Raw genomic sequence first — 24,466 nt, 5'->3', positions numbered from 1 at the left:
TCTTAGCCACTGACAAGGTTTTAGCAACCTTTGCGCTGTAAAGTTATGTCGGCGTCGCCCCGCTCATTACAGGCGAAACGCATTAGTTTTAATAATGATTTTGCTGTTTTCATACGCATCTTTCGGGTTTACCCTACACTTAACAACGATAACTTTTCCGGGGATTCCCTGCCGTATGTATTGATTTACGCGAGATAACGCTATGGAATTAAAGGATTATTACGCCATTATGGGCGTGAAACCGACGGACGATCTCAAGACTATCAAGACCGCCTACCGCCGACTGGCCCGCAAATACCATCCTGATGTCAGCAAAGAGCCTGATGCCGAAGCCCGCTTTAAAGAAGTGGCGGAAGCATGGGAAGTGCTGAGTGATGAACAGCGCCGCGCCGAATACGACCAGTTGTGGCAACACCGCAACGATCCGCAGTTCAACCGACAGTTCCAGCAGGGCGAAGGCCAGAGTTATAACGCCGAAGATTTTGACGACATTTTCTCGTCCATCTTTGGGCAACACGGCCGACAATCCCGCCAGCGTCAGGCGACGCGCGGCCACGATATTGAGATTGAAGTGGCGGTGTTCCTGGAGGAAACCCTTGCCGAACACAGCCGTACAATCAGCTATAACTTGCCAGTGTATAACGCGTTCGGTCTTGTGGAGCGTGAGCTCCCTAAAACGCTGAATGTGAAAATTCCCGCAGGCGTTGGCAACGGCCAGCGCATTCGTCTGAAAGGCCAGGGAACGCCGGGGGAAAACGGCGGGCCGAATGGCGATCTGTGGTTAGTGATTCATATCGCGCCGCATCCTCTGTTTGATATCGTCAATCAGGATCTGGAGATTGTGGTTCCTCTCGCCCCGTGGGAGGCCGCGCTGGGCGCGAAGGTCGCCGTACCAACGCTAAAAGAGAAGATTCTGCTGACCATCCCGCCAGGCAGTCAGGCCGGGCAGCGCCTGCGCATCAGAGGCAAAGGCCTGGTCAGTAAAAAACACACGGGCGATCTGTACGCTGTGATCAAAATCGTGATGCCGCCGAAACCCGACGACAGTGCCACAGCCCTGTGGCAGCAACTGGCGGACGCGCAGTCCTCCTTTGATCCACGCAAAGAGTGGGGGAAAGCATAATGGCTAACGTAACCGTCACCTTTACAATTACCGAATTTTGCCTACATACTGGGGTTTCGGAGGAAGAGCTTAACGAAATTGTCGGGCTTGGGGTGATCGAGCCCTGCGAGAACGAAACCGCATCCTGGTTATTTGACGATCATGCGGCGATCGTCGTGCAGCGTGCTTTACGTTTGCGCCAGGAGCTGGCGCTGGACTGGCCGGGCATCGCGATGACGCTGACCTTGCTGGAAGAAAATGACCGGCTACGCCAGGAAAACCGCTTGCTGATACAGCGTCTTTCCCGCTTTATCAAACACCCATAAAATAATAAACGGGGGTTGGCACACTGCCCGCCCCCTTATTTTTATCACCGCTATACGGTAAAAAATTCACATTAACGTCACAGGGAAGCTGCTGGCCGCAACGGTTAAACCTTGCAGCCTTTTCCATTCTTTCGGCTGGTCACGCGACTTTCTTTTCTTGTTTCTGACGTTCCGCAAGAAAATCGCTCGCCGTAATCACCCTGCTCATCTCTACCTGAAGGCGGGCATTGTTTTCAGTTTCCCATACATCTACAGCAGTTTGCAGGTTCATCCAGAACTCTACAGAGGTATCGAAAACTTTAGACAGGCGAAAAGCCATGTCAGTCGTGAGTTTACGATTGTTGTTAACCAATGCGCTGGCGGTATTGCGATGCACCTGCAACATTTCCGCGAGATCATTAATTTTGAGGTCAAGCGGTTCCAGGTATTCATACAGAAGGATATCACCAACTGTCGTGGGTTTTCTGGTTGCCTGGTTCATGAGTTAGTCCATCCATTTTGAGGGCAATTAAGCCGCTGACTCGGCTTAACCTTATACAAATGGCTAAGCCGATAGTTTCACGCTTGTTTAATACTCATGTGGATCAAGGTAGAGGTCTTGTGCCTTGCCGTTCACCCATTTGAATATCAAACGATATTGCTTGTTAACTCTTATCGAAGAATATTCCTGCAATTTACCTTCCAGTTCTTCGTATCTGTTACCCGGCGGTGACTTCAAATCCTTGTAGCTAACTGCCGCGTTTATGATATCGAGCTTACGGGCCAATGCTGAATGTATATCCGGGGGAATTTTCTTATGTGGTGCAGAGTACATAAAAAAATCATCCAGCCACTGGTCACGGAAGTCTTCAATACTGACAAGTTTCTTTGGCATTCCAGGTTGCCTTCCGTTTCCTCAGGACAGGAACATTGTAACGCACATATGCACTGTGCACAAGTGCATCCATTTTAACTCAACTCCAAAAGCAGACGCTCGCAAAACTGCTCCATCGTCATTATTCCGTGGCAAAAGCTGTTAATCCGATATAAATCAAACCCTGCCCCCGGGAACCGCCGTAGCATAGTGGCATTCTGAATACATGTTCACAGGGAAATAAAGATCATGGGTGGGATGAAAAGAACGCGCTGGCAGCGTCGACCAGGCACCATCGGCGGTAAATTGCCGTGGAATGACTGGCGAAATGCATCGACCTGGCGCAGGGCGACACAATTTCTGCTCCTGCTGATCAATATTTATATTGGCATCACATTCTATTTTTGGGTCCGGTATTACGAAACTGCCGCCGCCAGCGTTTACGTCCCCAGACCCGGTGGTATTGAAGGCTGGCTTCCTGTCGCCGGTTTGATGAACATCCGATACACCTGGGAAACCGGTCTGCTCCCTCCTGTTCACGCCGCCTCCATGCTGCTTCTGGTTGCATTTATCGTCATCAGCCTGCTGCTAAAAAAATCTTTTTGCTCATGGCTGTGTCCTGTTGGCGCGTTGTCAGAGCTGATCGGCAAACTCGGGGAAACGCTCTTTGGGCCGTCGATTACCCTGCCCCGCTGGCTGGATATTCCCCTGCGCGGTCTGAAATATCTGTTATTGAGCTTTTTTCTTTATATCGCGTTATCCATGCCTGCTCAGGGTATTCAGATGTTCCTGATGTCAGCTTATGGCATTATTATCGACGTTAAAATGCTCGATTTTTTCCGCAATATTGGAACAACCACGCTTATCTGCGTCATATTTTTCGCCGTCGCCAGCTTATTTATTCGTCATTTCTGGTGTCGTTATCTGTGCCCTTACGGCGCTCTGCTTGGTCTGTTTTCGTTTTTTTCTCCCTTTAAAATCCGCCGCAATGCCGACAGCTGTATTGATTGTGGAAAGTGCGCTCAAAATTGTCCCTCCCGTATCCCGGTAGACAAGCTGATTCAGGTCAGAACCGTTGAATGCACAGGCTGCATGACCTGCGTGGAGTCCTGCCCGGTTGCCTCGACGCTCAACTTTTCACTACGCACGCCTTCTGGCGCGCCGGAAGGAAAACGCGAAGCGATAAAACCGTTATGGCGACAGGCCGCGCTCTCGGGCGTCGCCATGACAATATTGATACTCGGGATACTTTTTGCCGCTATCGCGATTGCGATGTATGCCGGCGCCTGGGATAGCCCGGTGCCGGAGCATCTTTATTTCCGCTTAATTCCCCAGGCGAGGATGATTGGGCATTAGTTAAGAAATAACGCGCCCACGCTGGCGGTGTTTTCATCCTAAATGGCGCTTCGCCTCCTGGCGCACCCGGTGCAATACGTGATGTTTGATCCCACTGTAAGCCGGGTGTTCAGCCAGGGTTTCGATATCGCGTTCGCGGCCAAAAGGCAGGATAACCTCCTCAACGATTTTTCCGGGCTTCGCCGACATAATCAGAATACGATCGGCCAGGAACAGCGCCTCTTCTACGTCGTGAGTCACAAACAGCAGCGTGGTGCCGGTGGCAAGCCAGGCATCGCGCAGGAGTTCCTGCATCATCAGACGCGTTTGCGCATCCAGCGCGCCGAACGGTTCATCGAGTAGCAACACCTCCGGCTCCGGCAGCCAGGCGCGGGCCAGCGCTACGCGTTGTTTCATCCCGCCGGAGAGTTGCCAGGGCGCATGATGTTCAAAGCCTTTCAGCCCTACCCGCGTCAGCCAGTCCAGCGCCTGGGCGTTGACCTCATCTTTGTGGTATTTCCCCAGCCGTGGGCCAAAGGTGACGTTTTCCAGAACCGACAGCCAGGGAAACAAATTTGGCTGCTGGAAGATCATTCCCCGGTCTGGCCCTGGCAGCTTCACTGTCTTTCCGCCTGCCGCTACGCGCCCGCGATCCGGCTTGTTGAATCCGGCGACCAGATTCAGGATCGTGGACTTCCCGCAGCCGGACGGCCCCAGCAGTACAACAAATTCTCCTTTCTCCAGAGACAGGCTGATATCGTCCAGCACCGTGAACGGCTGCGGTTTTGCCGCAAAAGAGAGCGATACGTTTTCCAGTGTGATGGCACTCATTACTCTTTCCCCGCCCAGGGCACAAAAAAGCGTTGCAGCCCCAGCAGCAATAAATCCAGTAAATAGCCGATACCGCCGAGCAGCAGAATCCCCAGCATCACGATATCGGTTCGCAGATACGAGCTGGCGTTAATCACCATCCAGCCGAGACCCGAACTGGCCGCCACCATTTCCGCCGCGATGAGCGATGTCCAGCCGATCCCTATCGACAGCCTGACGGTGGTAAACAGTTCCGGCAGCGCATCCGGCAACACCACGCGCAGAAAAATCTGTTTGCGCGACGCGCCGAGCGTTTGCGCCACACGAATGCGCGAGCGGCCAATACGATCGACCGCAGCAGATGCCCCCACGACCACGCTCAGGAAGGTGGCGATGAAGATCAGAAAGAACTTCGACGCCTCACCGATCCCCAGCCAGACGACCGCCAGCGGAATAAGCGCAATCTTGGGTAGCGGGCGCAAAAACTGCACGAACGGATTCAGTACCGCCGCCAGACCTTCCGACAACCCCATCAGCAACCCCAGGGGGATGCCGATGATAATTGCCACAGAAAAAGCGCTTAAGGCCCGGGCCAGGCTGACTGCGACATGCTCCCACAACGGCACCTGACGATAACCATCAGCCAACAGCTCTTCGGTTGTCAGACCGATATCCTGTAGCGACGGCAGCAGCAGCGGGTCCACCCATTGCCGCATCGTCGCCACTTGCCAGATGATAAAGAAAATAGCCACCGAAACGACGCTGATGGCGATGTGATAACTCAATCTCATTGCGCTGCTACCGCCGCGTCACGGATGTAGCGGGAGTTAATAGCGCTGTCCCAGTTCGCCGGGATATCACGTTTGCGGATCTCGCCAATCCCCGCCAGGAAGTCAGAGGTCTTGGTCAGCGCTTTGCCAATACCGCTGTCAGTCGTCTGGGTTCCATTGCCAAGCCAGTCCGCCGTACCCTGCTGCGTCAGGGTTGGGTATTCCAGCCCACCCAACGTATTCACGGCAGTCGTCACCGGCGCGCCCACCTCTTTCGCCACAATCGCCGCCGCGCGTTCCGGGTCTTTCTTAAACTCATCAACTTTTTCCTGATGAACGCGCAGGAACGCGCTGACGGTTTGCGGATACTGCTCGGCAAAGGCTTTACGCACGACGTAGTTGTTGTAAATCAGGTAGCCGTCCTTTTGCAGATCTTTGGTCGCGAATACCTGATGCCCGCCGGAGGCTTCAAGTTCCTGAGCAAACGGCGCCCAGACATAGCCCGCGTCGATATCGCCGCGTTTCCAGGCCGCGACCATTTCCGCCGGACGCAGCGGCAATAAGGTTATTTTGCTGCGATCGAGATGGTTAACGCTGATGGCGGCTTCAAGCGCATATTGCGCCGTTGAGTTTGGCGGATAGGCTACGCGTTTGCCTTCAATATCGTTAATACGGGTAATGCCATCTTTACCAATTAAACGCTCGTAGCTGGCAATCACCCCGGAGACGCCGACAATCTCCACCGGCAGTTTTCTGACAATGCCTGCCGTTGCCGGGCTGGAGCCGAAATTGGCAATATCAATCGCGTTGCTGGCAAAATAATTTAACGCGTCCGCACCGGACGCAAATTGCACCCATTTGACCTTGCTGTGTAAAGCGTTATCCAGAGAACCATCGGCTTTTGCCAGCATCAGCACCTGAGAACCGCCGCTGTATGCCACGCGGACTTCTGCGGGTGTTTCGGCAACGCTGGTATTGACCCACAGGCCACCCGCTGCAAGTAATACGCAGAGACTTTTTTTCATTTAATTTATCCTTTAAATAATAACGTTATTAATGCCATGCTTCGCGCTGCGTTAGCCATAACCGGGCACACTGTTGCGCCAGCGCTTCTGCGGGATCAATCGACACGGCTAAATGCGGGGATGTCACCTCTGCCAGCGCAACCGGCACTTCCGTACAGGCCAGTACCAGCCTCTCTGCGCCGCGATCGCGCAATGCCTGAGCCTGTAAACTCAGCAGTTCACCACCGGTACGCAGTTCGCCGCGTTTTACCGCATAGCACCCCGGCACAAACCACTGCCGTAGCTCCTCTGGCGTCGGCTGCACGCTTTCAATCCCCATAGAGGCGAAACCGTGCTGGAACCAACCGGCATCCAGCGTGCCCTGCGTAGCGATAAGCCCGACCCGGCGGGGCTTCTCTTTCCCTTCAAATACCGCCAGCGTGGCGTCCACAATATGCAGCAACGGCGCGTCGCTGTGCTGCGCCAGCGCCTCATACCAGTGGTGCGCCGTATTACAGGCGATCACAATGTGGCTGGCGCCCGCGCGGTTCAGCTGTTCCACACCGTGCAAGAGCTGCGGCAACGGCGAAGGCCCTGTTCCCGCCAGCGCCTGTTGGCGATCCGCAATTTGCGGCACATTCCACACCACATGGGGGATTTGCTGTTGATCGCTGCTGGCGGGCGTTGCGCGCAGCAATTTATGCATTAAATCAAGCGTCGCCAGCGGCCCCATGCCGCCAAGAATCCCCAGCAGAAAAGGTGTGCTCATGATGACAAAGAATCTGCGATGACCTGACGATAGCCAAACAGACCTGCGCTTCCTCCCGTATGGATAAACACCACATTCTCATCCTTGCGGAAATGGCCTTGACGGATCAGATCAATCAATCCGGCCATGCCTTTACCGGAATAGACAGGGTCGAGCAGAATCCCCTCGTGCTGCGCCAGCAGTTGCAGCGCTTCAAGCATCCCCTCGGTGGGCAGACCATAGCCTTCGCCCACATAATCACTGTTGGCGACCACCGCCTCACGCGGCAATTCACCCGGCACGCCGAGCAGTTCCCGGGTCTGCTGCGCCAGACGCCAGACGTTGTGTTCCTGTTTATCACGCGGGGCGCGTACGCTAATCCCGAGGAGAGGAATGCCGCTGTGCGTGGCGGTTAAACCCGCAATCAGGCCAGCCTGCGTGCCAGCGCTGCCGGTGGCATGGACGATATGATCGATACGCAGCCGTAACTGGCTGGACTGCCAAAGCAACTCTTCCGCGCAGGATACGTAACCCAGCGCCCCGATTGCGTTCGAACCGCCACCGGGGATGACATAAGGGGTATGGCCCTGCGCACGCAGGCTTTCCGCATGATGCTCCATTGCCTGCTGCATATCCGTACCGCCGGGCAAATGGGCAATAATTTTGCCGCCGAGCAAACCGTCCAGCAGCACATTGCCGGATTGCTGATACTCATCACCCAGCGTCGTGACCCGTTGTTCGAGAAAAATATGCGCTTCCAGACCCAGTCTGGCCGCCGCCGCGACGGTCTGACGCACATGGTTAGACTGCGTGGCGCCCTGGGTAATGATAATATCCGCCTGTTTCGCCTGGGCGTCGCCGAGCAAAAACTCAAGTTTGCGGGTTTTATTGCCGCCAGTGGCAAGGCCGGTGCAATCGTCTCGTTTTATCCAGATATTTGGCCCCCCCAGCAAGCGTGAAAGTTGAGTGAGAGGCTCCAGTGGAGTCGGGAAATGGCCAAAATGAAGCCGGGGAAAACGCGCCAGATGCATAATAACTCCTGTAAAGAATAACGACGCCGCACATTAAAATTCGGCAGCGAGGATAAAAAAGGTTCGTGGAATATAAGAATGACTATATTGATTTTCTCACTCGCGGCTTACCAAGTTTTTCAGCTATGGATATGAGGAAAAAAGATAAAACAAAAAACGATCGCTTTATTTATTCGCCAGCATTCATTAACTGACCATCATGCCGATCCGTTTAAACAAATAACCAAATATGTCTTTTGGTGCGCAGGCACGCTCAGGTATTTAATGCTTCCAGGGCGACAAACGCCTGCCAGCTGACGTCATCAATCCAGACGCCCTCTTCCTGGCGCCGGGCATACGCGCGCAATTCCGGTTCTCCGGGGATCTGCACATCGTGCCCTTCCTGCCCGCTACGAACCCAGTCAACCTGCGCTAACAGCGCCTGTGAGTAACGCTCCTCCGCGCCCAGCCGCGCGGGGTCAAATAGAATCGACAGCATATTGTTGATGATTCCGGCACGCGGCGGAATCTGCTGGCTTTCGGTCTCGCCGCCGGTCAGCGCAGCGCCAAGTAAGCTACATATTAGCGACAATCCCGCACCTTTATGGCCGCCAAAAGGCAGCAAAGCGCCGAGCGGCTCAGTCATTAATACGGCAGGGTCGGTCGTGGGTTGCCCGTTCGCATCTACCGCGCATCCTGCCGGGATGGCGCGCCCTTCATTCCAGGCGATGCGCGCTTTATTGCCCGCAATGGCGCTGGTCGCGAAATCAAGGATAACCGGAGGGCGGTTCTGTAGCGGTACGCCCACGCAAAAGGGGTTTGTACCAAGCCTGGCGCGCAGCCCATCGAACGGCAACACGGCCGACGGCGCCGCCACGTTAGCAAAATGGATCGAGACCAGCCCGGCGCTCGCCACCTGCTCAGCCCATGCGCCGATCCGCCCGAGATGGTGGGTATTAGACAAGCCAATTATTGCCACCCCAAACTGGCGCACACGCTCAATACCCACGGTCATGGCCTGTTCACCCAACGCCTGGCCGAAGCCATGTCCCCCATCAAAAGAGACAATCGGCCCGGCATCAGACAAGGTGGTCAGCGTGGCGCCAGGGTTCAAATCTCCCGCCAGAATGGCCCGAATATAGCGAGGCAACAGGGTCACGCCATGCGAGTCGTGGCCTTTTAATGAGGATTCGACCAGGTTATCCGCTACTTTTTGCGCGATATCAGATCCCGTACCCGCCCGTACCAGATAGCGTTGTAAAAGCGAACGTAAGTGATGATGTGAAAATAATGGCATGATTCTACTCACGGACATTGCCCCTGCAATGGCAAGGGCTATTAAAGAGGTGAGTCCGACTATAGCGAGGATGTATTTGTTACATAACCATGAATAATGACTAAGCTTTTCCGCTTATTAACTAACACGCCATGAATATCGTTATTCATTTTCCTGATATTCATTGCCATTTAAATCATTTCCTTTCCCTCTCGCCTCTGCCCATGATTTTTTGCTGAGAAACACCTTTCTGGGGAACAGATATGAATAAAAGAAACAGGGTATTTGCCTGGACGCTGGCGTTTTCCGCCCTTGGCGGAGTCAGCCAGTCGGCATTTGCGGAAGGGAACATTAGTATCGCGCAGCAATTTGGCATCGGTTATTTAATTCTTGATGTGGTGCGAGACCAGCAGCTTATCGAAAAAGAGGGGCAAAAAGAGGGGCTGGATATCAAAGTAGAGTGGCGCACGATTTCAGGCGCAACCGGGATGAATGAAGCGTTGCTATCTGGCGCTCTGGACGTTGCGTCAGCAGGCGTTCCCCCGGTACTCACCCTATGGGATCGCACCAAAGGTAAGCAAAATGTGAAAGCGATAGCCTCGCTGGGATCGATGCCCAATTATTTATTGAGTAATAACCCGGCGGTAAAAAGCATTAAAGATCTGACCGAAAAAGACCGTATTGCCGTTCCGGCGGCTGGGGTCGGTTTTCAGTCTCGTACATTACAAATCGAGACGGCGAAATTATATGGCGACCAGGACTTCAAACGCTTCGATAAAATTAGCGTCAGTTTACCGCACCCGGACGCCAGCGCGGCCTTAATTGCCGGTGGCTCGGAAATTACCACGCATTTTTCCAGCCCGCCGTTTCAGTATCAGGCGCTGGAGCACAGCAACGTGCATAAAGTGCTCAGTTCCTATGATGTGCTGGGTGGGCAGGCGACATTTAATGTTCTCTATACCACCCAGAAATTCCATGATGAAAATCCAAAAACCTATAAAGCGTTTTATCGCGCCCTCAGTGAAGCCGCAAATATCATTAACCGTGACAAAAATGCGGCTGCCGAAACGTATATTCGCGTCGAGAAATCGCGGCTGCCCTTACCGCTGGTACAAAAAATTGTTAACGATCCAGAAATCAGCTTTACGGTTTTCCCTGAGCGTACTGGCGTATATGCCGAAAAACTCCATGAGCTTGGCGTACTGAAAAATAAGGCCGACTCCTGGAAAGACTATTTCTTTAACGAAGCATGGGAAAACCCAGGCAGTTAAACCGCGACACCGGAGGCTCTGATGGTCACTCAGCAAATCGACGGCCCGCTGCTACAGGTCAGCAATGTTGATATTGAATACCGTACCCGTGAACGGCAAGTGCGCGCGACGCATGATGTCAGTTTTGATGTCTGGCCTGGCGACCGCTTTATTTTGCTTGGGCCGTCAGGCTGCGGGAAATCAAGCCTGCTGAAAGCTACAGGCGGTTTTCTCGCCCCGCGCAGCGGCCACATTTCACTTTCGGGAACGCCGGTTAGCGCTCCCGGCCCGGAACGCATGATGGTATTCCAGGAGTTCGACCAACTGCCGCCGTGGAAAACCGTGCTGGAAAACGTCATGTTTCCTCTGCTGGCCAGCCGGAAAGCCAGTCGTTCACAAGCGAAAGAGACGGCGCTGCATTTTCTCCACAAAGTCGGGCTGGCAGAATTTGCCGACGCTATGCCCCATATGCTCTCCGGCGGGATGAAGCAGCGCGTCGCCATTGCGCGGGCGCTGGCGATGAAACCACGCATCCTGCTGATGGACGAGCCTTTTGCCGCGCTGGATGCGCTGACCCGACGCACAATGCAGGAAGAACTGCTTGCGCTCTGGGAAGAAGAGCGCTTTACCCTGCTGTTCGTCACCCATTCGATTGAAGAGGCGCTGGTGGTGGGCAGCCGTATCCTGGTGCTTTCGCCGCATCCAGGGCGCGTCAGGGCGGAGCTTAACTGTCATCAGTTCACGCTTAATGATTTCGGCAGCGAGGCGTTTCAGCACGCTGCGCGTCATATTCACCGTCTGTTATTCCCGACAATCGGGAACAGTCCGTCTCACTCATCCGGCGAGGAGCCAGAGTATGTCCCAGCCACCGTACATTCGTCCTGAATTCGAACGCGAATTACCGCCGCTGCGCAATCTGCCGGTGGAAACGCCGCTGCCTTTAAGCCAGCGCCTGTGGAATCAGACGTGGCTGCGCAAGTGTCTGATTGTCGTCCTGGTGCTGGCGCTATGGGAGATCGCCGCGCGCATCCAGCAAAACGATCTGATGTTGCCCGGGGTACTTCAGACGTTGCAGGCGTTTAGCGAAGACATGCGCAATGGCGAACTGCCGGAAAAAATCGTCAACTCACTCAGTACCCTGTTGAAAGGGTATCTGGCAGGCAGTGCGCTGGCGCTGATTGCCAGCGCGCTGGCCGTGACCACCCAGTTTGGCCGCGATCTGCTCAGCACATTAACCGCGATGCTAAATCCGCTGCCGGCAATTGCGCTGCTGCCGCTGGCTTTGCTGTGGTTTGGTCTGGGGAATGCCAGCCTGATATTTGTGCTGATACATTCAGTGATGTGGCCAATCGCGCTGAATACCTGGTCTGGCTTTAGCAGCGTACCGGAAACGCTACGCATGGCGGGGCGCAACTACGGCCTCAGCGGGCCACGCTATGTGATCACGATTCTTATTCCGGCATCGTTGCCCGCTATCCTGTCCGGGCTCAAGATCGGCTGGGCGTTCGCCTGGCGCACGCTGATTGCCGCCGAACTGGTATTTGGCGCATCCAGCGGCGAAGGAGGCCTGGGCTGGTATATCTTCCAGAATCGCAATGAGCTGTTCACCGACCGGGTATTTGCAGGACTGTTAACGGTAATCGCGATTGGCCTGCTGGTGGAAGGCGTGGTATTCGCCAGTCTGGAAAAGATCACGGTGAAACGCTGGGGGATGCAGCGTTAACCCCTCCCCGCGTTCTTTGCAGCCGGACGTTGTCCGGCTTAGAGCGAAATGGTCTTAGTTCCCTTTTTGCTTTTCACGTAGCCACGGCGTTCTGGCGATCAAGACCTGCTCACACTTTACCGATAGCGGTTTCATGAAAGACGACAGCCTTTCGATGCAAATCAGAATCCCAAAATACAGCATCACCGCCTGGGTCGCATTCAGTACCGACATATCGATATTGGCGCTGACAAATATCACCACCACATGCTGCAACAGCATAATAATGTAGGCCCGCGACGCCAGGCTGGATAACCCCTGCCGGAAGCGATCCAGATTAAACAGGGGATGAATCAGCGGGTATCCCGCCAGCAGAATGAAGAGGAAGGCCGCAGCAAACAGCAGGCTTGAGGGTTTCAGAGGAAACAGCACTTCCCGAACCGGTAGCTGATCGATATGCGCCACAATCACCCCGGTAACCACCAGCAGCAAGCTGACTGACGCCGCCTGAAGACGGTAGCGCGTGAACCACGGCTGAAAGTGTATGAACAGCATCCCGAAGGTAAAATCACTCACCCGAACCTGTGCTGACCAGTAAGGGTTCACGATGCTTTTATCATATGCCAGTAGCGTAACGACGACCGCCGCCAGCATCGTACAGACCGGAAAACGGACAATGGCCCAGTAGATCACCGGAGAAACGGCGTACAGCAGGATAATACAGCCAATAAACCACTCTCCGGTGAAGTACGCGGTATTAATGTCGTAGACACCGTGCAGATAATGGTCAAACCCGAGAACGGAAGGCAGCAGCGAGTGAAATGCACGCTTCCCGGCGAGCACGTCAGCCAGCGGATTGCCTGGATAGAGGAAAAACACGCTCAGGATGAGGAACAGGATCGCCATTGAGAAATAAGCGATGTTGTAGGGAAGCAGGATCGAATAGACGCGTTTCAGGTAATACTCCTGCACAGAGTATTTACGCAGCGACAGGTAAGCCAGCGCGCCGGATATCATGAAGAAGAAAGAGACGCCCAGCCGCCCTATTCCTCCGGTCAGGTATTCGCGCGGGAACGTCAACACGGTACTGGTATCGAACATGTAGCTGTAATGCGAGGTGACAACCAGCAGTACAGCCAGAATGCGGAGAATATCAAAAAAATAATTACGTGTTGTTTGCATACTCTTTCTTGTTAACAAGCCAGCAGACAACATGACAAAGGTCCGGTTGCATACTGGGAAAATGACCAGGCCTGTTCAAGGATAACGTGTAGATTACGCTTGCGTGATACTTTGCAGATCCCTCAGCATCCTTCTGAGGCACTTAAGTTTGTTTTTATCCCGTATAACGCTCCAGAACTTGCTCAACTGAAAGAGCGTCTTATCCCCAAAGCCGTCAATAACTTTGAAGCGGTACTCCTGACGAGCATCGTCCCAGGCATAAACAATATTTTTGCAATGCAGCGAGTTGATAATGACGTCTGTATGAATAAACCACGCTAAAAAAGCGTTGAGCTTACTGAATTTCTCTGCGTCCAGTTCGTTGTGCTTTGCAAGGTCATACAATGTTCTGGCAATGTTGCCCTGTTGGTCATGCTCTTTGACGATAACCTGCCCAATCCCTTTATCTGTCTCCACTAGCCCTTCAATTTTCTGGATGAAGAGCGAGTCGGTTTCGTCGCGCGGCTTGCACTCTTTGACGTCCCGATAGACTTCACGAAGCTTACTTTTATATTTGGGAATGCTCGGGATGACGACTTTGATCAGTAGTTGATGATTGTGCGGATGCTGAAAGACGTAACGATCGTTCCCTCTGGCCAGTAAATCATTTTCGGTCAAGGTAAGCTTTTTCATACAGTGTTGACTCATAAAAGAAAAAAACAGACTGGCCCATGCAAACGAAGAGATGGCGTTACGTCATATCCTGGTTACAGCCGAGACAGTTTAATGTTAATAACCTAAACGGCAGGTCAATGAGTCATGAAGTCGGCGGACGGTTCACGTCCGCCGGAAGGCTATCAAAACGTCACGTTCACTTTTCCCCAGAATGTTCTTCCCGGTTCATTCACTGACGTATTCGCGGAGTAACCAAAGCTGCTGTTACCGGCAAGGTTCAGGTGTTCGCTGTAGGCTTTATCAAACAGGTTATCAACGCCCGCGCTGAGTTTCACAGACTTGTTCAGCCGGTAGGCCGCATTCGCGGAGAATATGGCGAACCCCGCGCTGCTATCAAAATCTTTACCCACGACGTTCCCTTCGTTAATCGCGACGCGATGCTGGCTGCTGACCAGACGCAGCAGACCGGTACTGCTCCAGTCGCCGCGTTCCCATGTCAGACCCAGGCGCGCTTCAAGCGGTGGAATCTGCGGCAATGGCTGATGGTCGTCGGTATTTCGCCCCCAGGAATAAGCAAGGCTGGCATCGGTTTTCCATGTTTCGGTCAATTGATAGCCGATGCCCGCTTCTCCCCCCATGATGGTCGCATTGACGTTATCAACCTGACTTATACGGGGATGATGAGGGTCGTAACGGAACAGAATAAAATCATTAACCCGGCCAATATAGGCAGAAACCCAGCCGTTAAGACGCTTACCGGTATACTGCGCGCCAATATCAAGCTGAGTCGTCTTTTCCGTTTTGACGTTATCGAAAACATCTGCCGACCCGCCAGGGCCATAAGTGGGAGAAAAAAGCTCCCAGTAGTCGGGGAAACGCTCGGTATAGCCGATCCCCGCGTAAAACATCACGGGCGTCTCCGCCAGGTTATGCTCAACGCGCACAAACCCGGCCGGTAGTAGATCAGTGCGCTGCGAGGAGCCGGTGTCAGTGAAATTGTCCACCAGCACGCGATCAAGACGCGCGCCGCCTGTCACTTTGCTTTGCTCCGTCGCAAGCCAGGTCAATTCACTGAATAAACCATAGTCGTGAAAACGGGCGTCTTTGTCCCAGCGATCATCATCTTTACTGCGATGCGTGCTCAGTTGCGTATCAACGCCGCTGCGTAACTCATAGTCTGACCACAACCACGTTCCCATCATCCGTCCGCCAACGGTACGGCGATCCAGCTGCATTGCCATTGGCATACTCATCGAATGCATGGCAGAACCGTGTTCCATTGCCGAACCCATCGCCGAACCCATGCTTCCTGACATATTCATGCCGGGAGCGCGCAGCGAGTAGTTATCCATAACGTGATTCGCATAGTTGTAGTAGATATTCGCTTCTAACTTATCAAATACCTCGCCGATGCCGGATTTCTCAAACCGCATCCCCAGGCTTTCACGCCTGAAGCGGGAGCCGTCCATACTGCGCCCGGCATAGCGAGCTTCACCGTCGCCTTTACCCGCCGTCATTTCCAGCAGCGTGTCTTTGTCTGGCGTCCAGCCCAGCGCCATATCGCCGTTCCATTTATCCCATTTCGACGGCACGCGGTCGCCATTGCCATCTTTGTAGTCACCCGCCCGGGATTTGTTGCCGATAAGCCGCAAATAGCCGTCCTCACTTCCCAGACTGATGTCCGCATTTTCATCCCAGCGGTTATTCGAGGCGGCAAGGACGCTGGCCGTTCCCTGAATACCGGGTTTATCAAAACGCGGCTGTTCCCGGTCAAAGCGGAGGGTTCCCGCAGAGTTACCCGGCCCCCAGAGCACGGTTTCCGGCCCCTTTATCAGGGTCAGCACATCAAAACTTTCCGGGGAGATATAAGAACTCGGCGCATCCATACGTGCCGGGCAGGCTCCCGGCATTTCGCCGTTATCGGTCAAAATTCGCAGACGAGAGCCAAACATCCCGCGAAAGACCGGATCGCCGTTTGTCCCGCCATTGCGAATTTGCGAGAACCCAGGGATCGTTTTCAGATAATCAGAGCCATCGCTGGCGGGAACGGGCTGACGAGGCGTTTTTGGCGACGTGACGATTTCCAGCGGAGAAGCGACCGGCGCGGTCACAATCATTACCGAATCATCCGCCATTTTTGCATGATCGTGCTGTTCGCTTGCCCACGCCGCCTTTGCGGTCAGCGCGATCAGAACCAGAGAAGCCAGAGGAGTAAGCCCGAAGTATTGCCGTTTCATAACATTCCTTACTGTTTTTCAGGCGCAACAACGCATTGCCCGTCAAAAGGGCAAAACGCTACGCAATGTCTGTTTTTTTATTGTTTAAAACGAAAACGGAAATACAGCAGGCGGCGCGCGAGCGCGCTGAGGCGCCCACGGGCGGAAGATAACGGAAAGGTGTAATGGCCGTACTGAACAACAGATAACAAACAGCAGCAACAGCCAGAGCAAGAACACCAGCGCAAACTGGACAAACGGCAGATGTACCAGCAACTGACAGTACCCGCAGACGATCTCTTCCACGGGCGACATCGCTTTGCCGGACATCATCTGGTGAGCGACCGAAAGAGAAGGCTCACACGGTGCAGAAGCCGCCATGTCATGGTGCGAGCCTGACGACATCATCACCATTGAGTGCGACGAGTGCTCACAGTCGGCCTGGCGGGCAATTGATTTTGAAATAACGGGCGCAATAAACAACATGGCGACGGCAAATAATGCCAGCCATGCTGTTATTCGGTTGATTCGCGTTCGCCCGTGCAAAACGTTACCCGGAGTTGAGGTGTTTGCCAGATTGTAACTGATTTACATTCGCAATATCACAACTAATTACAGGGGAACAGGTGATTCATAGCCCCACACATCACATCTCGCTTCCCTGACCTGCGCTAAAACTTATAGTGCTCTTTACTCAGGCCATATTTCTTCATTCTGAGATAGAGCTTTTTACGGGGAATTTGCAGGTACTCTGCCACTTCGTTAATGCGCCCCTGATGGATATTCAGCGCTTCGGTGATGATCTGCCGTTCAACGTCTTCAACCCGCTGGTCAAGCGGCGTCGGCTCACCGACGTGCATCTGTGGATTCGCCGTTTCCGCGAGCGGCAATACCCCCACGGCAAACAGTTCGGCGGCGTTCGCCAGTTCACGGACGTTGTTCGGCCACACCCGGCGCATCATCCCCTTCAGCAGGTCGTTATCCACCTCCGGCACCGGATGATTCAGCCGTTGACAGGCTTTCTGCAAATAATGATGGAACAACGGCCCGATATCATCAGGTCGCTGTGACAGGGGCTGACAGGCGATTTGCGTCATAGCGAAACAGTAATAAAGCTCCGCCACAATCTGGTTGCTGGCCGCCAGTTCCACCAGCGAAGCGTTGCCGATACCGATCAGGCGAAAAGGCCGCCGCTCCAGACTCTGCAACTGCACCAGTTGATGCTGCTGTTCGCGGGTCAGATTCTCCGGGTGACTTAATACCAGCGTCCCGCCCTGAACCTGCGCGATAAGCTCATTAAGTTTTTGGGCACTGTCAGGGGTCAGTTCGCAGTAAATAAAAGGGCCCCCGGCGTTACGCCCCAACTGGTGCAAATAGCGCGCGCCGGTCATGCGGCCGGTTCCCGGTTCGCCGTAAAGCCAGACCGCAATATCCGTTTCTGCCAGTTGCTGTAAGCGCTGACGATACTGATGCGTCCATTGGCTGCGCCCAATTAGCTCAACCTGCAACTTCTGCTGGCAGTACTGGCGACGCGCTATCACCGATTGCCTATGGCGTAACGCCGCCTCAACCAGCGAGAGTAACTTGCCCGGGTCTGCCGGCTTTTGCAGGAAGTCCCAGGCTCCTTTTTTCACCGCATCCACCGCCATAGGCACATCGCCATGCCCGGTGATAAGCAGAATCGGCAGTTGCTCGTCATCCTGATGAAACAGCGTCATCAAATCGATGCCGGAGCAGCCAGGCATGCAGACATCGCTCAACACGATACCGGGCCAGTCCTTCTGCACCCACTCCCGCGCATCAAAGGGATTATTGCAGACACAGACACAATAGCCCGCCTGCTCAAGCAGTTGTGTATAGGCATCAAGCACATCGGCATCATCATCAATCAGCAGAATCGAACATTCATTACTCAACATCTTTTACATCCGTCACATTGAATTGCAGCACCACGCAGGCATTTCGCGTCAACGTGGACGCCAGGCGCAACGCGCCTTCCATTTGCGTCATCAGCGAAACACAAATCGAAAGCCCAATGCCCAGCCCCACATCTTTACTGGTCGTAAACGGCTTCAGTAATGAGGGTAGCAAGGCCGCAGGCCAGCCGGGGCCATTGTCGGCAATCAACACGCACAGCGTGTCGCCCTGAATTTGCCAGCTCACCGTAATTGCCGCCGCGTTCGGGCAGGCGTCGAGCGCATTCGCCAGCACGTTCACCAGCACCTGCTGGATGCGTACTTCATCACCGCTGACCCAAACGGTTTCATCCGGTATCGCGAGCGCCCCCTGCTGAGGCTTATGGCGCATCGCCAGCAGTTCCCACGCCGCCGTAAACGTCTGGCGCAAATCAACCGGATGCAGCGGCGTTTCCAGTTCAGCACGACGGGTAAACTGGCGCAGCGAGCGGATAATCGCGTCAATGCGGTTAATCAGCCCTTCCGCTTTGCTTAACGTCGTTCGCGCCTGTTCCGTCTGCCCCTGTTCAATCGCCCGTCCTGCCGTAAACAGATACATCGACAGCGCATTCAGCGGCTGGTTGATCTCATGCGCCAGCGTGGTCATCGTCTGCCCGACCACCGCCAGTTTTGCCGTCTGGATCAGCTCGTCCTGGGTGGCGCGCAGATCGGCCTCAATCGCTTTTCGTTCGGCGATCTCCTGCTCAAGTTGCTGTTTTTGCGCGTTAAGCTGCCCCAGCGTGTGGCGAAGCAAACCCGCAATACGCCCCAGTTCATCCCGCCCATACACCGGAATCGTGGCATCCGTTCGCCCTAAACCAATCTGCACCACCGCCTGATTCAGCGCGGTAAAGCGTTTCACCAGCCGCGAACGGATAAAATAATGGTTCAACACCCACGCCAACAGCAGCGCCAGCAGCGTCGCCACCAGAATCAACCCGCCGCTAACGCGGACAATCTGCTCCATACGCTGATTAAACATCTGCATTTGCTGGTGACTGCTGCCAAGCTGGGCCTCAAGCAGCGTCCTGAAGCGCCCCAGCGTCGCTTCTCTGGCACGGCTGGCATCCACTAACGCTTTTTGCGCGGCGACATAGTCGCGCATGGTGTCCGGCATTTTATTTTTCACCATGCCAATTTCCAGCAGCTCATCAATGGTTTGTCGCAGGGTGATCGTACTCGGCCAGTCATTCAGCGCACGAATATTTTCATCCGCCGTTTTTTTCAGGTTTTCGAGATAGCGGATATGCGTCTCAACCAGCATGCCATCATCATTTCCAGACTTCAGTTCATTGAGCCTGTCGCGCAGGTCGTCAACAATTTGATTCTCAATGCGCGCCAGCGTATAGACCTGCTGCTGCTCGTTCTGTACTTCACGGGAGCGTTTCAGATACTGCGCCGCATCGCCTTGCCGGGCTTCAATCTGATCCAGCAGCGTTCCCTGCTGCCAGGTGAAATCCTGCACCAGAGAATTCAGTTCAGTGGTGAAATCGTCGTGCAGCCAGTCAATACGCGCAGACAGTTCCCCCACCTTTTCACGTACCAGAAACATGTTGTAGAGCACGCGATCCAGTTCCGACAGCAGCGCGCGGCTGTCCTGCAAAATCACCGCCAGCTGCTGGCGTTCTGCGGGTGACAGCCCCTGGCTCAGCCGCTCGATTTTATCCAGATGCTGAATAATCTGGTTGCGCAGTTGCAGGCGCACCGTGGTGTTCGGCGCCAGCAAAAACTCATTCAACTGATCCACCACCAGATTGAGATTCCCTTCAATCAGAAAAGCAGAATGGATGCGGGGAAAATATTCATCCAGCGAATAGCGTATTTGCGAGCTTTGCTCATGCCATGAATAGAGGCTGACGCTGCTGACTATCAGCGTCAGCAGCGCGCCCATCAGGAAAGCGCCCCGTAAACTGCTGCTGATGCTGATTTGCCGCAGACGTTGCAGCATTGACCCGCCCTTCATTTCAGTTCTTCCAGTTTATTGATCGCCTGACGCTGGTTGTTGAGAAACCAGATCTGCCACTCCATCATTTGCTGCTCCGCAAAGCTCTTATTGTCGAACTGCGCCAGCCAGGCTTCATCTTCGCTGCTTGCCGGATCGACCGGCACACGGGTTAACAGCGCGCGTATTTCAGGCAACGGACGCTTAAGACGGGCTTCCGCGCTGTGCAGCGCTCGCCAGGCATCTTTCAACTGGGCGAGACGAAAGCTGATTGCCGTATCAAACATACGCTGAACCAGACGCTGACGTTTCAGGATCAGCCGATAATTTAACGGCGGTTGATTCATCAGTACCGCCTGTTGCGCTGCCCGTGGGTTTCCTGCCGCCAGCGGCGTAACCGGATATTTCCCCGTATTGGCGTCAGCGAGGATCCGCTGCCCTTCCGGGCTTAACAGATAGCGAATAAAACGCCGCGCTTCGCTGGCATGCTGGCTGTTTTTGAGTACCGCGACATAGGTAGGCGAAACGGCCGACTGCGGAAAGTAGGTAAAGGCCAGATGAGGATCGTTCAGCAACAGATTGGCATAGTTATCAATCACCGGGCCGGCCACGCCCAGCCCGCTTTTTATTTTATCCGCCACGCCAAAGCTGCGTGATGAAATCGTCACGAGGTTTCCCGCACTCGCCAACAACGTTTCCCATCCCTGCGCCCAGCCTTTTTGTTGCAACAGCGCCTCCACCATCAGGTGGTTGGTATCCGAGCGCGATGGGCTGCTCATCAGCAGCGCCCCCTGATATCTGGGATCGGTCAGGTCGTCCCAGTCCGTTGGCGAAGGCAGATGCCGTGCAGTCAGCGCCGAGCGATTAATCAGCAAACCGAATCCCGAGATAGCCACGGCAACGGAGGTTGAACGGATGGATTCCGGCACCAGATGTTGACTGACTGACGGCGCACCGTTGAACGGCGCCAGTTTTTGATGTTCCTGAAGATGCTGAAGCAACATCGGCGACGAGGTCAGAATCAGATCAACGTTTTCCGCATTTGCCGTATCAAGCAACTGTTCCAGCGAGGCGCTGGTGCGATTGAGCGTGCGGATCATCACCGACCCCGGCTCCGTCTGCCAGCGCTGGATAATCCACGCGGTGGCGCTGGGGGAAAATGTTGTCGCCATCACCAGTTCATTGCTTTGCGCCGCACAGGGTCTGAACAACGCGGTCAGCAGCAGCAACGCGAACGTTTTGCTAACCATCCCGCCCCGACGAAGAAACATGTTTGTGATCCCGTTCATAAATATTGAGATATCGAAAAAATAGCGTTGAGACAAAACTTACCCGTTTGTGACAATTAGCGGATGAATAACCACTATCGTAAAAATATTCGTGCTGGCATCCGAAAATACCAGCAAAGATTACCAGATAATGAATGTGGAATTTGTTAATATCCGCACAAGCCAGACATAAAACCAGCGTCTGATTAATTACGCCGCATTTCACTCATTCAAAACGTGTCAAAAATAACCTTTCAATTCATCATTTTGAGTCAATTTTGACACATTTCATCGACTTGAGTTTCATGGCCGCTTATTTCACTCTTCATGCCGAATACTCCTGATGTTCATACCAATATAAAATACAGGTGACGACATGTTATCAATATTTAAAACAGGGCCATCGGCGAATAAAGTTCCTGCTGAGAAAATTCAGGCAACTTATGGTCGATACCGTATGCAGGCGCTGCTTAGCGTATTTCTGGGCTATCTGGCGTACTATATTGTGCGCAATAACTTCACATTATCCACGCCTTACCTGAAAGAACAGTTAGACCTGAGCGCCACGCAGATCGGTTTGCTCAGTAGCTGTATGCTCATTGCGTACGGAATCAGCAAAGGCGTCATGAGCAGCCTCGCAGATAAAGCCAGCCCGAAAGTCTTTATGGCCTGCGGCCTGGTGCTGTGCGCTATCGTAAACGTCGGATTGGGGTTCAGTACCGCATTCTGGATCTTCGCTGCGCTGGTTGTCCTGAACGGCCTGTTTCAGGGGATGGGCGTCGGCCCCTCTTTTATCACTATCGCTAACTGGTTCCCGCGTCGGGAGCGTGGACGTGTGGGGGCGTTCTGGAACATTTCGCATAACGTTGGCGGCGGGATTGTCGCCCCGATCGTAGGTGCCGCGTTTGCAATCCTCGGCAGTGAACACTGGCAGAGCGCCAGCTACATTGTTCCGGCCTGCGTGGCGGTGGTTTTCGCCCTGATTGTACTGCTGCTTGGTAAAGGCTCGCCGCGTGAGGAGGGCCTGCCTGCGCTGGAAGAGATGATGCCGGAAGAGAAAGTGGTGCTGAAGACCAGACACGCCGTAAAAGCGCCGGAGAACATGAGCGCATTCCAGATCTTCTGCACGTACGTGCTGCGTAACAAAAACGCCTGGTATGTCTCCCTTGTGGACGTGTTCGTCTATATGGTGCGCTTCGGCATGATCAGCTGGTTGCCTATCTACCTGCTGACGGTGAAACATTTTTCCAAGGAACAGATGAGCGTCGCCTTCCTGTTTTTTGAATGGGCGGCCATTCCTTCTACCCTGCTGGCCGGCTGGCTCTCCGACAAACTGTTCAAAGGGCGTCGGATGCCGTTAGCCATGATCTGTATGGCGCTGATCTTCGTCTGCCTGATCGGTTACTGGAAAAGTGAATCTCTGCTGATGGTGACGGTTTTCGCGGCGATTGTTGGCTGCCTGATTTACGTCCCGCAGTTTCTGGCCTCCGTCCAGACGATGGAAATTGTTCCCAGCTTTGCCGTAGGTTCAGCCGTTGGCTTACGCGGATTTATGAGCTACATCTTTGGCGCCTCGTTAGGCACCAGCCTGTTTGGCGTGATGGTGGATAAAATGGGCTGGCACGGCGGTTTCTATCTGCTGATGGGCGGGATCGTCTGCTGCATTCTGTTCTGCTATCTCTCTCATCGCGGCGCGCTGGAACTTGAGCAACAGCGTAAGAACACTCAGCAGGAAGACGCCTCTTTAACACTGGCCGACGCACAATAATCACCTACACCAGGGAAAAGAAAACCCCGGATAGCTTTTGTTATCCGGGGTTCGGCATGATCTGAAAGAAGCGGGATACGATATTCTTTGATACAAAAACAAAGGGGCTACCTTTCGGTAACCCCTTGTTTAATCTGGCGGAAGCGCAGAGATTCGAACTCTGGAACCCTTTCGGGTCGCCGGTTTTCAAGACCGGTGCCTTCAACCGCTCGGCCACACTTCCGGAATGAGGCGCACTATAAACATCCCAATGCGCCGTGTAAAGCCCGAATGTGTTCGTTTGCCTGAAAAACAGGCAAAAAGCTGTTAATAGCCTGAAATAACAACAAATTGACCATTTATTCAGCATAAAAAAGAGGCCCGGCGGCAAATGTTCCGTTGCGCCTCTTTTGTTATGCGCTCATCATCAACCTTTACTGCCGCCTCTTCTCCCCCGTCACGTTTTATGTCGGGTGGGTTTCGCGACAACGCCTGAAATAACATGCTTAACCTGTTAGAGATCAAATGCGTAAAGATGGGTAAAACCGCTGTGTGATTATCAGCGGTTTTATTATCCTCTTTCGCTAACTACATCTGTCATAAGAGAGTGACTCATGGATCGTATTATTACTTCTTCACGCGACCGCACATCGCTACTCAGCACCCATAAAGTGCTGCGCAATACCTATTTCCTGCTGAGCCTGACGCTGGCGTTCTCTGCGATCACCGCCACCGCCAGTACGGTACTGATGCTGCCGTCTCCGGGTCTCATTCTGACGCTGGTAGGCATGTACGGTCTGATGTTCCTGACCTATAAAACGGCGAATAAACCCACCGGTATCCTGTCGGCGTTCGCCTTTACCGGCTTCCTGGGCTACATTCTTGGCCCGATTCTCAACGCCTACCTCTCAGCGGGTATGGGCGATGTTATCGGCATGGCGCTGGGCGGTACGGCACTGGTCTTCTTCTGCTGCTCCGCTTATGTCCTGACAACGCGTAAAGACATGTCCTTCCTGGGCGGTATGCTGATGGCGGGTATCGTTGTGGTGTTGATTGGCATGGTTGCGAATATCTTCCTGCAACTGCCTGCGCTGCATCTGGCCATCAGCGCGGTGTTTATCCTGATCTCTTCCGGGGCAATCCTGTTCGAGACCAGCAACATCATCCGTGGCGGTGAGACGAACTACATTCGCGCAACGGTCAGCCTGTATGTCTCGCTGTACAATATCTTCGTCAGCCTGCTGAGCATTCTGGGCTTCGCCAGCCGCGATTAAGATATAAGAACGCATTAACCAGGCCCCGCTTATGCGGGGCTT

23 protein-coding genes and 1 tRNA gene are annotated in these 24,466 nt (G+C 53.9%); 8 read left to right on the top strand and 16 right to left on the bottom strand.

What is annotated here, in order from left to right:
- Window positions 1-202: 202 nt before the first annotated feature.
- On the top strand, window positions 203-1,123 hold the full coding sequence (gene cbpA, locus OGY62_RS12820; RefSeq protein ID WP_286460050.1) for a curved DNA-binding protein: 921 nt from the start codon (window positions 203-205) through the stop codon (window positions 1,121-1,123).
- Entirely contained in the window at window positions 1,123-1,428 is a 306-nt protein-coding gene (gene cbpM, locus OGY62_RS12815; protein ID WP_047457663.1) for a chaperone modulator CbpM, read from the top strand. The genes cbpA and cbpM overlap by 1 nt, the downstream gene beginning before the upstream one ends.
- Window positions 1,429-1,567: 139 nt before the next feature.
- Here the strand turns inward: cbpM and OGY62_RS12810 are convergent, their stop codons facing one another.
- Both OGY62_RS12810 and OGY62_RS12805 read right to left on the bottom strand, forming a co-directional pair.
- Window positions 1,568-1,909: a HigA family addiction module antitoxin gene (locus OGY62_RS12810; protein ID WP_012132926.1), complete on the bottom strand. Its 342-nt coding sequence runs from the start codon at window positions 1,907-1,909 to the stop codon at window positions 1,568-1,570.
- An 87-nt stretch (window positions 1,910-1,996) separates the two neighbouring features.
- A complete protein-coding gene (locus tag OGY62_RS12805) occupies window positions 1,997-2,302 on the bottom strand; it encodes a type II toxin-antitoxin system RelE/ParE family toxin (protein ID WP_012132927.1) in 306 nt (101 codons plus the stop codon).
- A gap of 228 nt (window positions 2,303-2,530) precedes the next feature.
- Between OGY62_RS12805 and OGY62_RS12800 the strand changes: the two genes are divergently transcribed.
- The gene (locus OGY62_RS12800) at window positions 2,531-3,637 is read left to right on the top strand and encodes a 4Fe-4S binding protein (RefSeq protein ID WP_112002286.1); all 1,107 of its coding nucleotides are present in this window, start codon (window positions 2,531-2,533) and stop codon (window positions 3,635-3,637) included.
- Window positions 3,638-3,670: 33 nt separating this feature from the next.
- Here the strand turns inward: OGY62_RS12800 and OGY62_RS12795 are convergent, their stop codons facing one another.
- From OGY62_RS12795 to OGY62_RS12770, 6 genes are all read right to left on the bottom strand, one after another.
- Window positions 3,671-4,447 (bottom strand): ABC transporter ATP-binding protein, encoded by a 777-nt coding sequence (locus OGY62_RS12795; RefSeq protein ID WP_012132930.1) that lies wholly within the window; start codon window positions 4,445-4,447, stop codon window positions 3,671-3,673.
- Window positions 4,447-5,217: an ABC transporter permease gene (locus OGY62_RS12790; protein WP_199971443.1), complete on the bottom strand. Its 771-nt coding sequence runs from the start codon at window positions 5,215-5,217 to the stop codon at window positions 4,447-4,449. The genes OGY62_RS12795 and OGY62_RS12790 overlap by 1 nt, the downstream gene beginning before the upstream one ends.
- Window positions 5,214-6,221, bottom strand: a complete 1,008-nt coding sequence (locus tag OGY62_RS12785; RefSeq protein WP_012132932.1) for a taurine ABC transporter substrate-binding protein — start codon at window positions 6,219-6,221, stop codon at window positions 5,214-5,216. Before OGY62_RS12785 ends, OGY62_RS12790 begins: the two co-directional genes overlap by 4 nt.
- Before the next feature lie 28 nt (window positions 6,222-6,249).
- The gene (gene cuyB / locus OGY62_RS12780; protein WP_110494362.1) at window positions 6,250-6,969 is read right to left on the bottom strand and encodes a cysteate racemase; all 720 of its coding nucleotides are present in this window, start codon (window positions 6,967-6,969) and stop codon (window positions 6,250-6,252) included.
- A complete protein-coding gene (gene cuyA, locus OGY62_RS12775; protein ID WP_012132934.1) occupies window positions 6,966-7,979 on the bottom strand; it encodes a D-cysteate sulfo-lyase in 1,014 nt (337 codons plus the stop codon). Before cuyA ends, cuyB begins: the two co-directional genes overlap by 4 nt.
- Window positions 7,980-8,232: 253 nt before the next feature.
- On the bottom strand, window positions 8,233-9,255 hold the full coding sequence (locus OGY62_RS12770; protein ID WP_286460048.1) for a malate/lactate/ureidoglycolate dehydrogenase: 1,023 nt from the start codon (window positions 9,253-9,255) through the stop codon (window positions 8,233-8,235).
- A 242-nt stretch (window positions 9,256-9,497) separates the two neighbouring features.
- On the opposite strand from OGY62_RS12770, the gene OGY62_RS12765 reads away from it, so the two are divergent.
- The 3 genes from OGY62_RS12765 to OGY62_RS12755 are packed head-to-tail and all read left to right on the top strand — an operon-like array spanning window position 9,498 to window position 12,207.
- Window positions 9,498-10,505 carry an ABC transporter substrate-binding protein gene (locus OGY62_RS12765; RefSeq protein WP_012132938.1) on the top strand — a complete coding sequence of 336 codons (1,008 nt, stop codon included), beginning with the start codon at window positions 9,498-9,500 and terminating at the stop codon, window positions 10,503-10,505.
- A gap of 21 nt (window positions 10,506-10,526) precedes the next feature.
- Complete coding sequence (locus OGY62_RS12760; protein WP_047457691.1) at window positions 10,527-11,369, top strand: ABC transporter ATP-binding protein; 843 nt, start codon at window positions 10,527-10,529, stop codon at window positions 11,367-11,369.
- Window positions 11,341-12,207 (top strand): ABC transporter permease, encoded by an 867-nt coding sequence (locus OGY62_RS12755; protein ID WP_115609407.1) that lies wholly within the window; start codon window positions 11,341-11,343, stop codon window positions 12,205-12,207. The genes OGY62_RS12760 and OGY62_RS12755 overlap by 29 nt, the downstream gene beginning before the upstream one ends.
- Before the next feature lie 54 nt (window positions 12,208-12,261).
- Here OGY62_RS12755 and OGY62_RS12750 read toward each other — a convergent pair whose 3' ends face one another.
- The 7 genes from OGY62_RS12750 to pgtC all read right to left on the bottom strand — a co-directional run bounded on the left by OGY62_RS12750 (window position 12,262) and on the right by pgtC (window position 21,385).
- Window positions 12,262-13,368, bottom strand: coding sequence for an acyltransferase family protein (locus tag OGY62_RS12750; protein WP_012132941.1), 1,107 nt, complete (start codon window positions 13,366-13,368; stop codon window positions 12,262-12,264).
- 93 nt (window positions 13,369-13,461) lie between these two features.
- Window positions 13,462-14,040 carry a PhoP regulatory network YrbL family protein gene (locus OGY62_RS12745; protein ID WP_012132942.1) on the bottom strand — a complete coding sequence of 193 codons (579 nt, stop codon included), beginning with the start codon at window positions 14,038-14,040 and terminating at the stop codon, window positions 13,462-13,464.
- Between the two features lie 164 nt (window positions 14,041-14,204).
- On the bottom strand, window positions 14,205-16,259 hold the full coding sequence (locus OGY62_RS12740) for a TonB-dependent copper receptor (protein ID WP_115181745.1): 2,055 nt from the start codon (window positions 16,257-16,259) through the stop codon (window positions 14,205-14,207).
- Window positions 16,260-16,343: 84 nt separating this feature from the next.
- Complete coding sequence (locus OGY62_RS12735; RefSeq protein ID WP_248623302.1) at window positions 16,344-16,784, bottom strand: DUF2946 domain-containing protein; 441 nt, start codon at window positions 16,782-16,784, stop codon at window positions 16,344-16,346.
- Between the two features lie 125 nt (window positions 16,785-16,909).
- Window positions 16,910-18,157 (bottom strand): two-component system response regulator PgtA, encoded by a 1,248-nt coding sequence (gene pgtA / locus OGY62_RS12730; protein ID WP_286460043.1) that lies wholly within the window; start codon window positions 18,155-18,157, stop codon window positions 16,910-16,912.
- Window positions 18,147-20,141 carry a two-component system sensor histidine kinase PgtB gene (gene pgtB / locus OGY62_RS12725; protein WP_371320446.1) on the bottom strand — a complete coding sequence of 665 codons (1,995 nt, stop codon included), beginning with the start codon at window positions 20,139-20,141 and terminating at the stop codon, window positions 18,147-18,149. Before pgtB ends, pgtA begins: the two co-directional genes overlap by 11 nt.
- 11 nt (window positions 20,142-20,152) lie before the next feature.
- On the bottom strand, window positions 20,153-21,385 hold the full coding sequence (gene pgtC / locus OGY62_RS12720; protein WP_172962719.1) for a phosphoglycerate transport regulator PgtC: 1,233 nt from the start codon (window positions 21,383-21,385) through the stop codon (window positions 20,153-20,155).
- Between the two features lie 394 nt (window positions 21,386-21,779).
- On the opposite strand from pgtC, the gene pgtP reads away from it, so the two are divergent.
- Window positions 21,780-23,171, top strand: coding sequence for a phosphoglycerate transporter PgtP (pgtP, locus tag OGY62_RS12715; RefSeq protein ID WP_024130464.1), 1,392 nt, complete (start codon window positions 21,780-21,782; stop codon window positions 23,169-23,171).
- Window positions 23,172-23,306: 135 nt separating this feature from the next.
- On the opposite strand, the gene OGY62_RS12710 is transcribed toward pgtP, so the two are convergent.
- Window positions 23,307-23,394, bottom strand: a tRNA-Ser gene (locus OGY62_RS12710).
- Window positions 23,395-23,764: 370 nt separating this feature from the next.
- Here OGY62_RS12710 and yccA point away from each other — a divergent pair.
- Entirely contained in the window at window positions 23,765-24,424 is a 660-nt protein-coding gene (gene yccA / locus OGY62_RS12705; protein ID WP_012132952.1) for an FtsH protease modulator YccA, read from the top strand.
- Window positions 24,425-24,466 lie beyond the last annotated feature (42 nt).

The sequence above is a fragment of the Citrobacter sp. CK198 genome, assembly GCF_030333295.1.
GTDB lineage: Bacteria > Pseudomonadota > Gammaproteobacteria > Enterobacterales > Enterobacteriaceae > Citrobacter_B > Citrobacter_B koseri.
The sequence above is the reverse complement of the archived record's forward strand: the minus strand, read 5'-3'. Positions and strand labels throughout refer to the sequence as shown.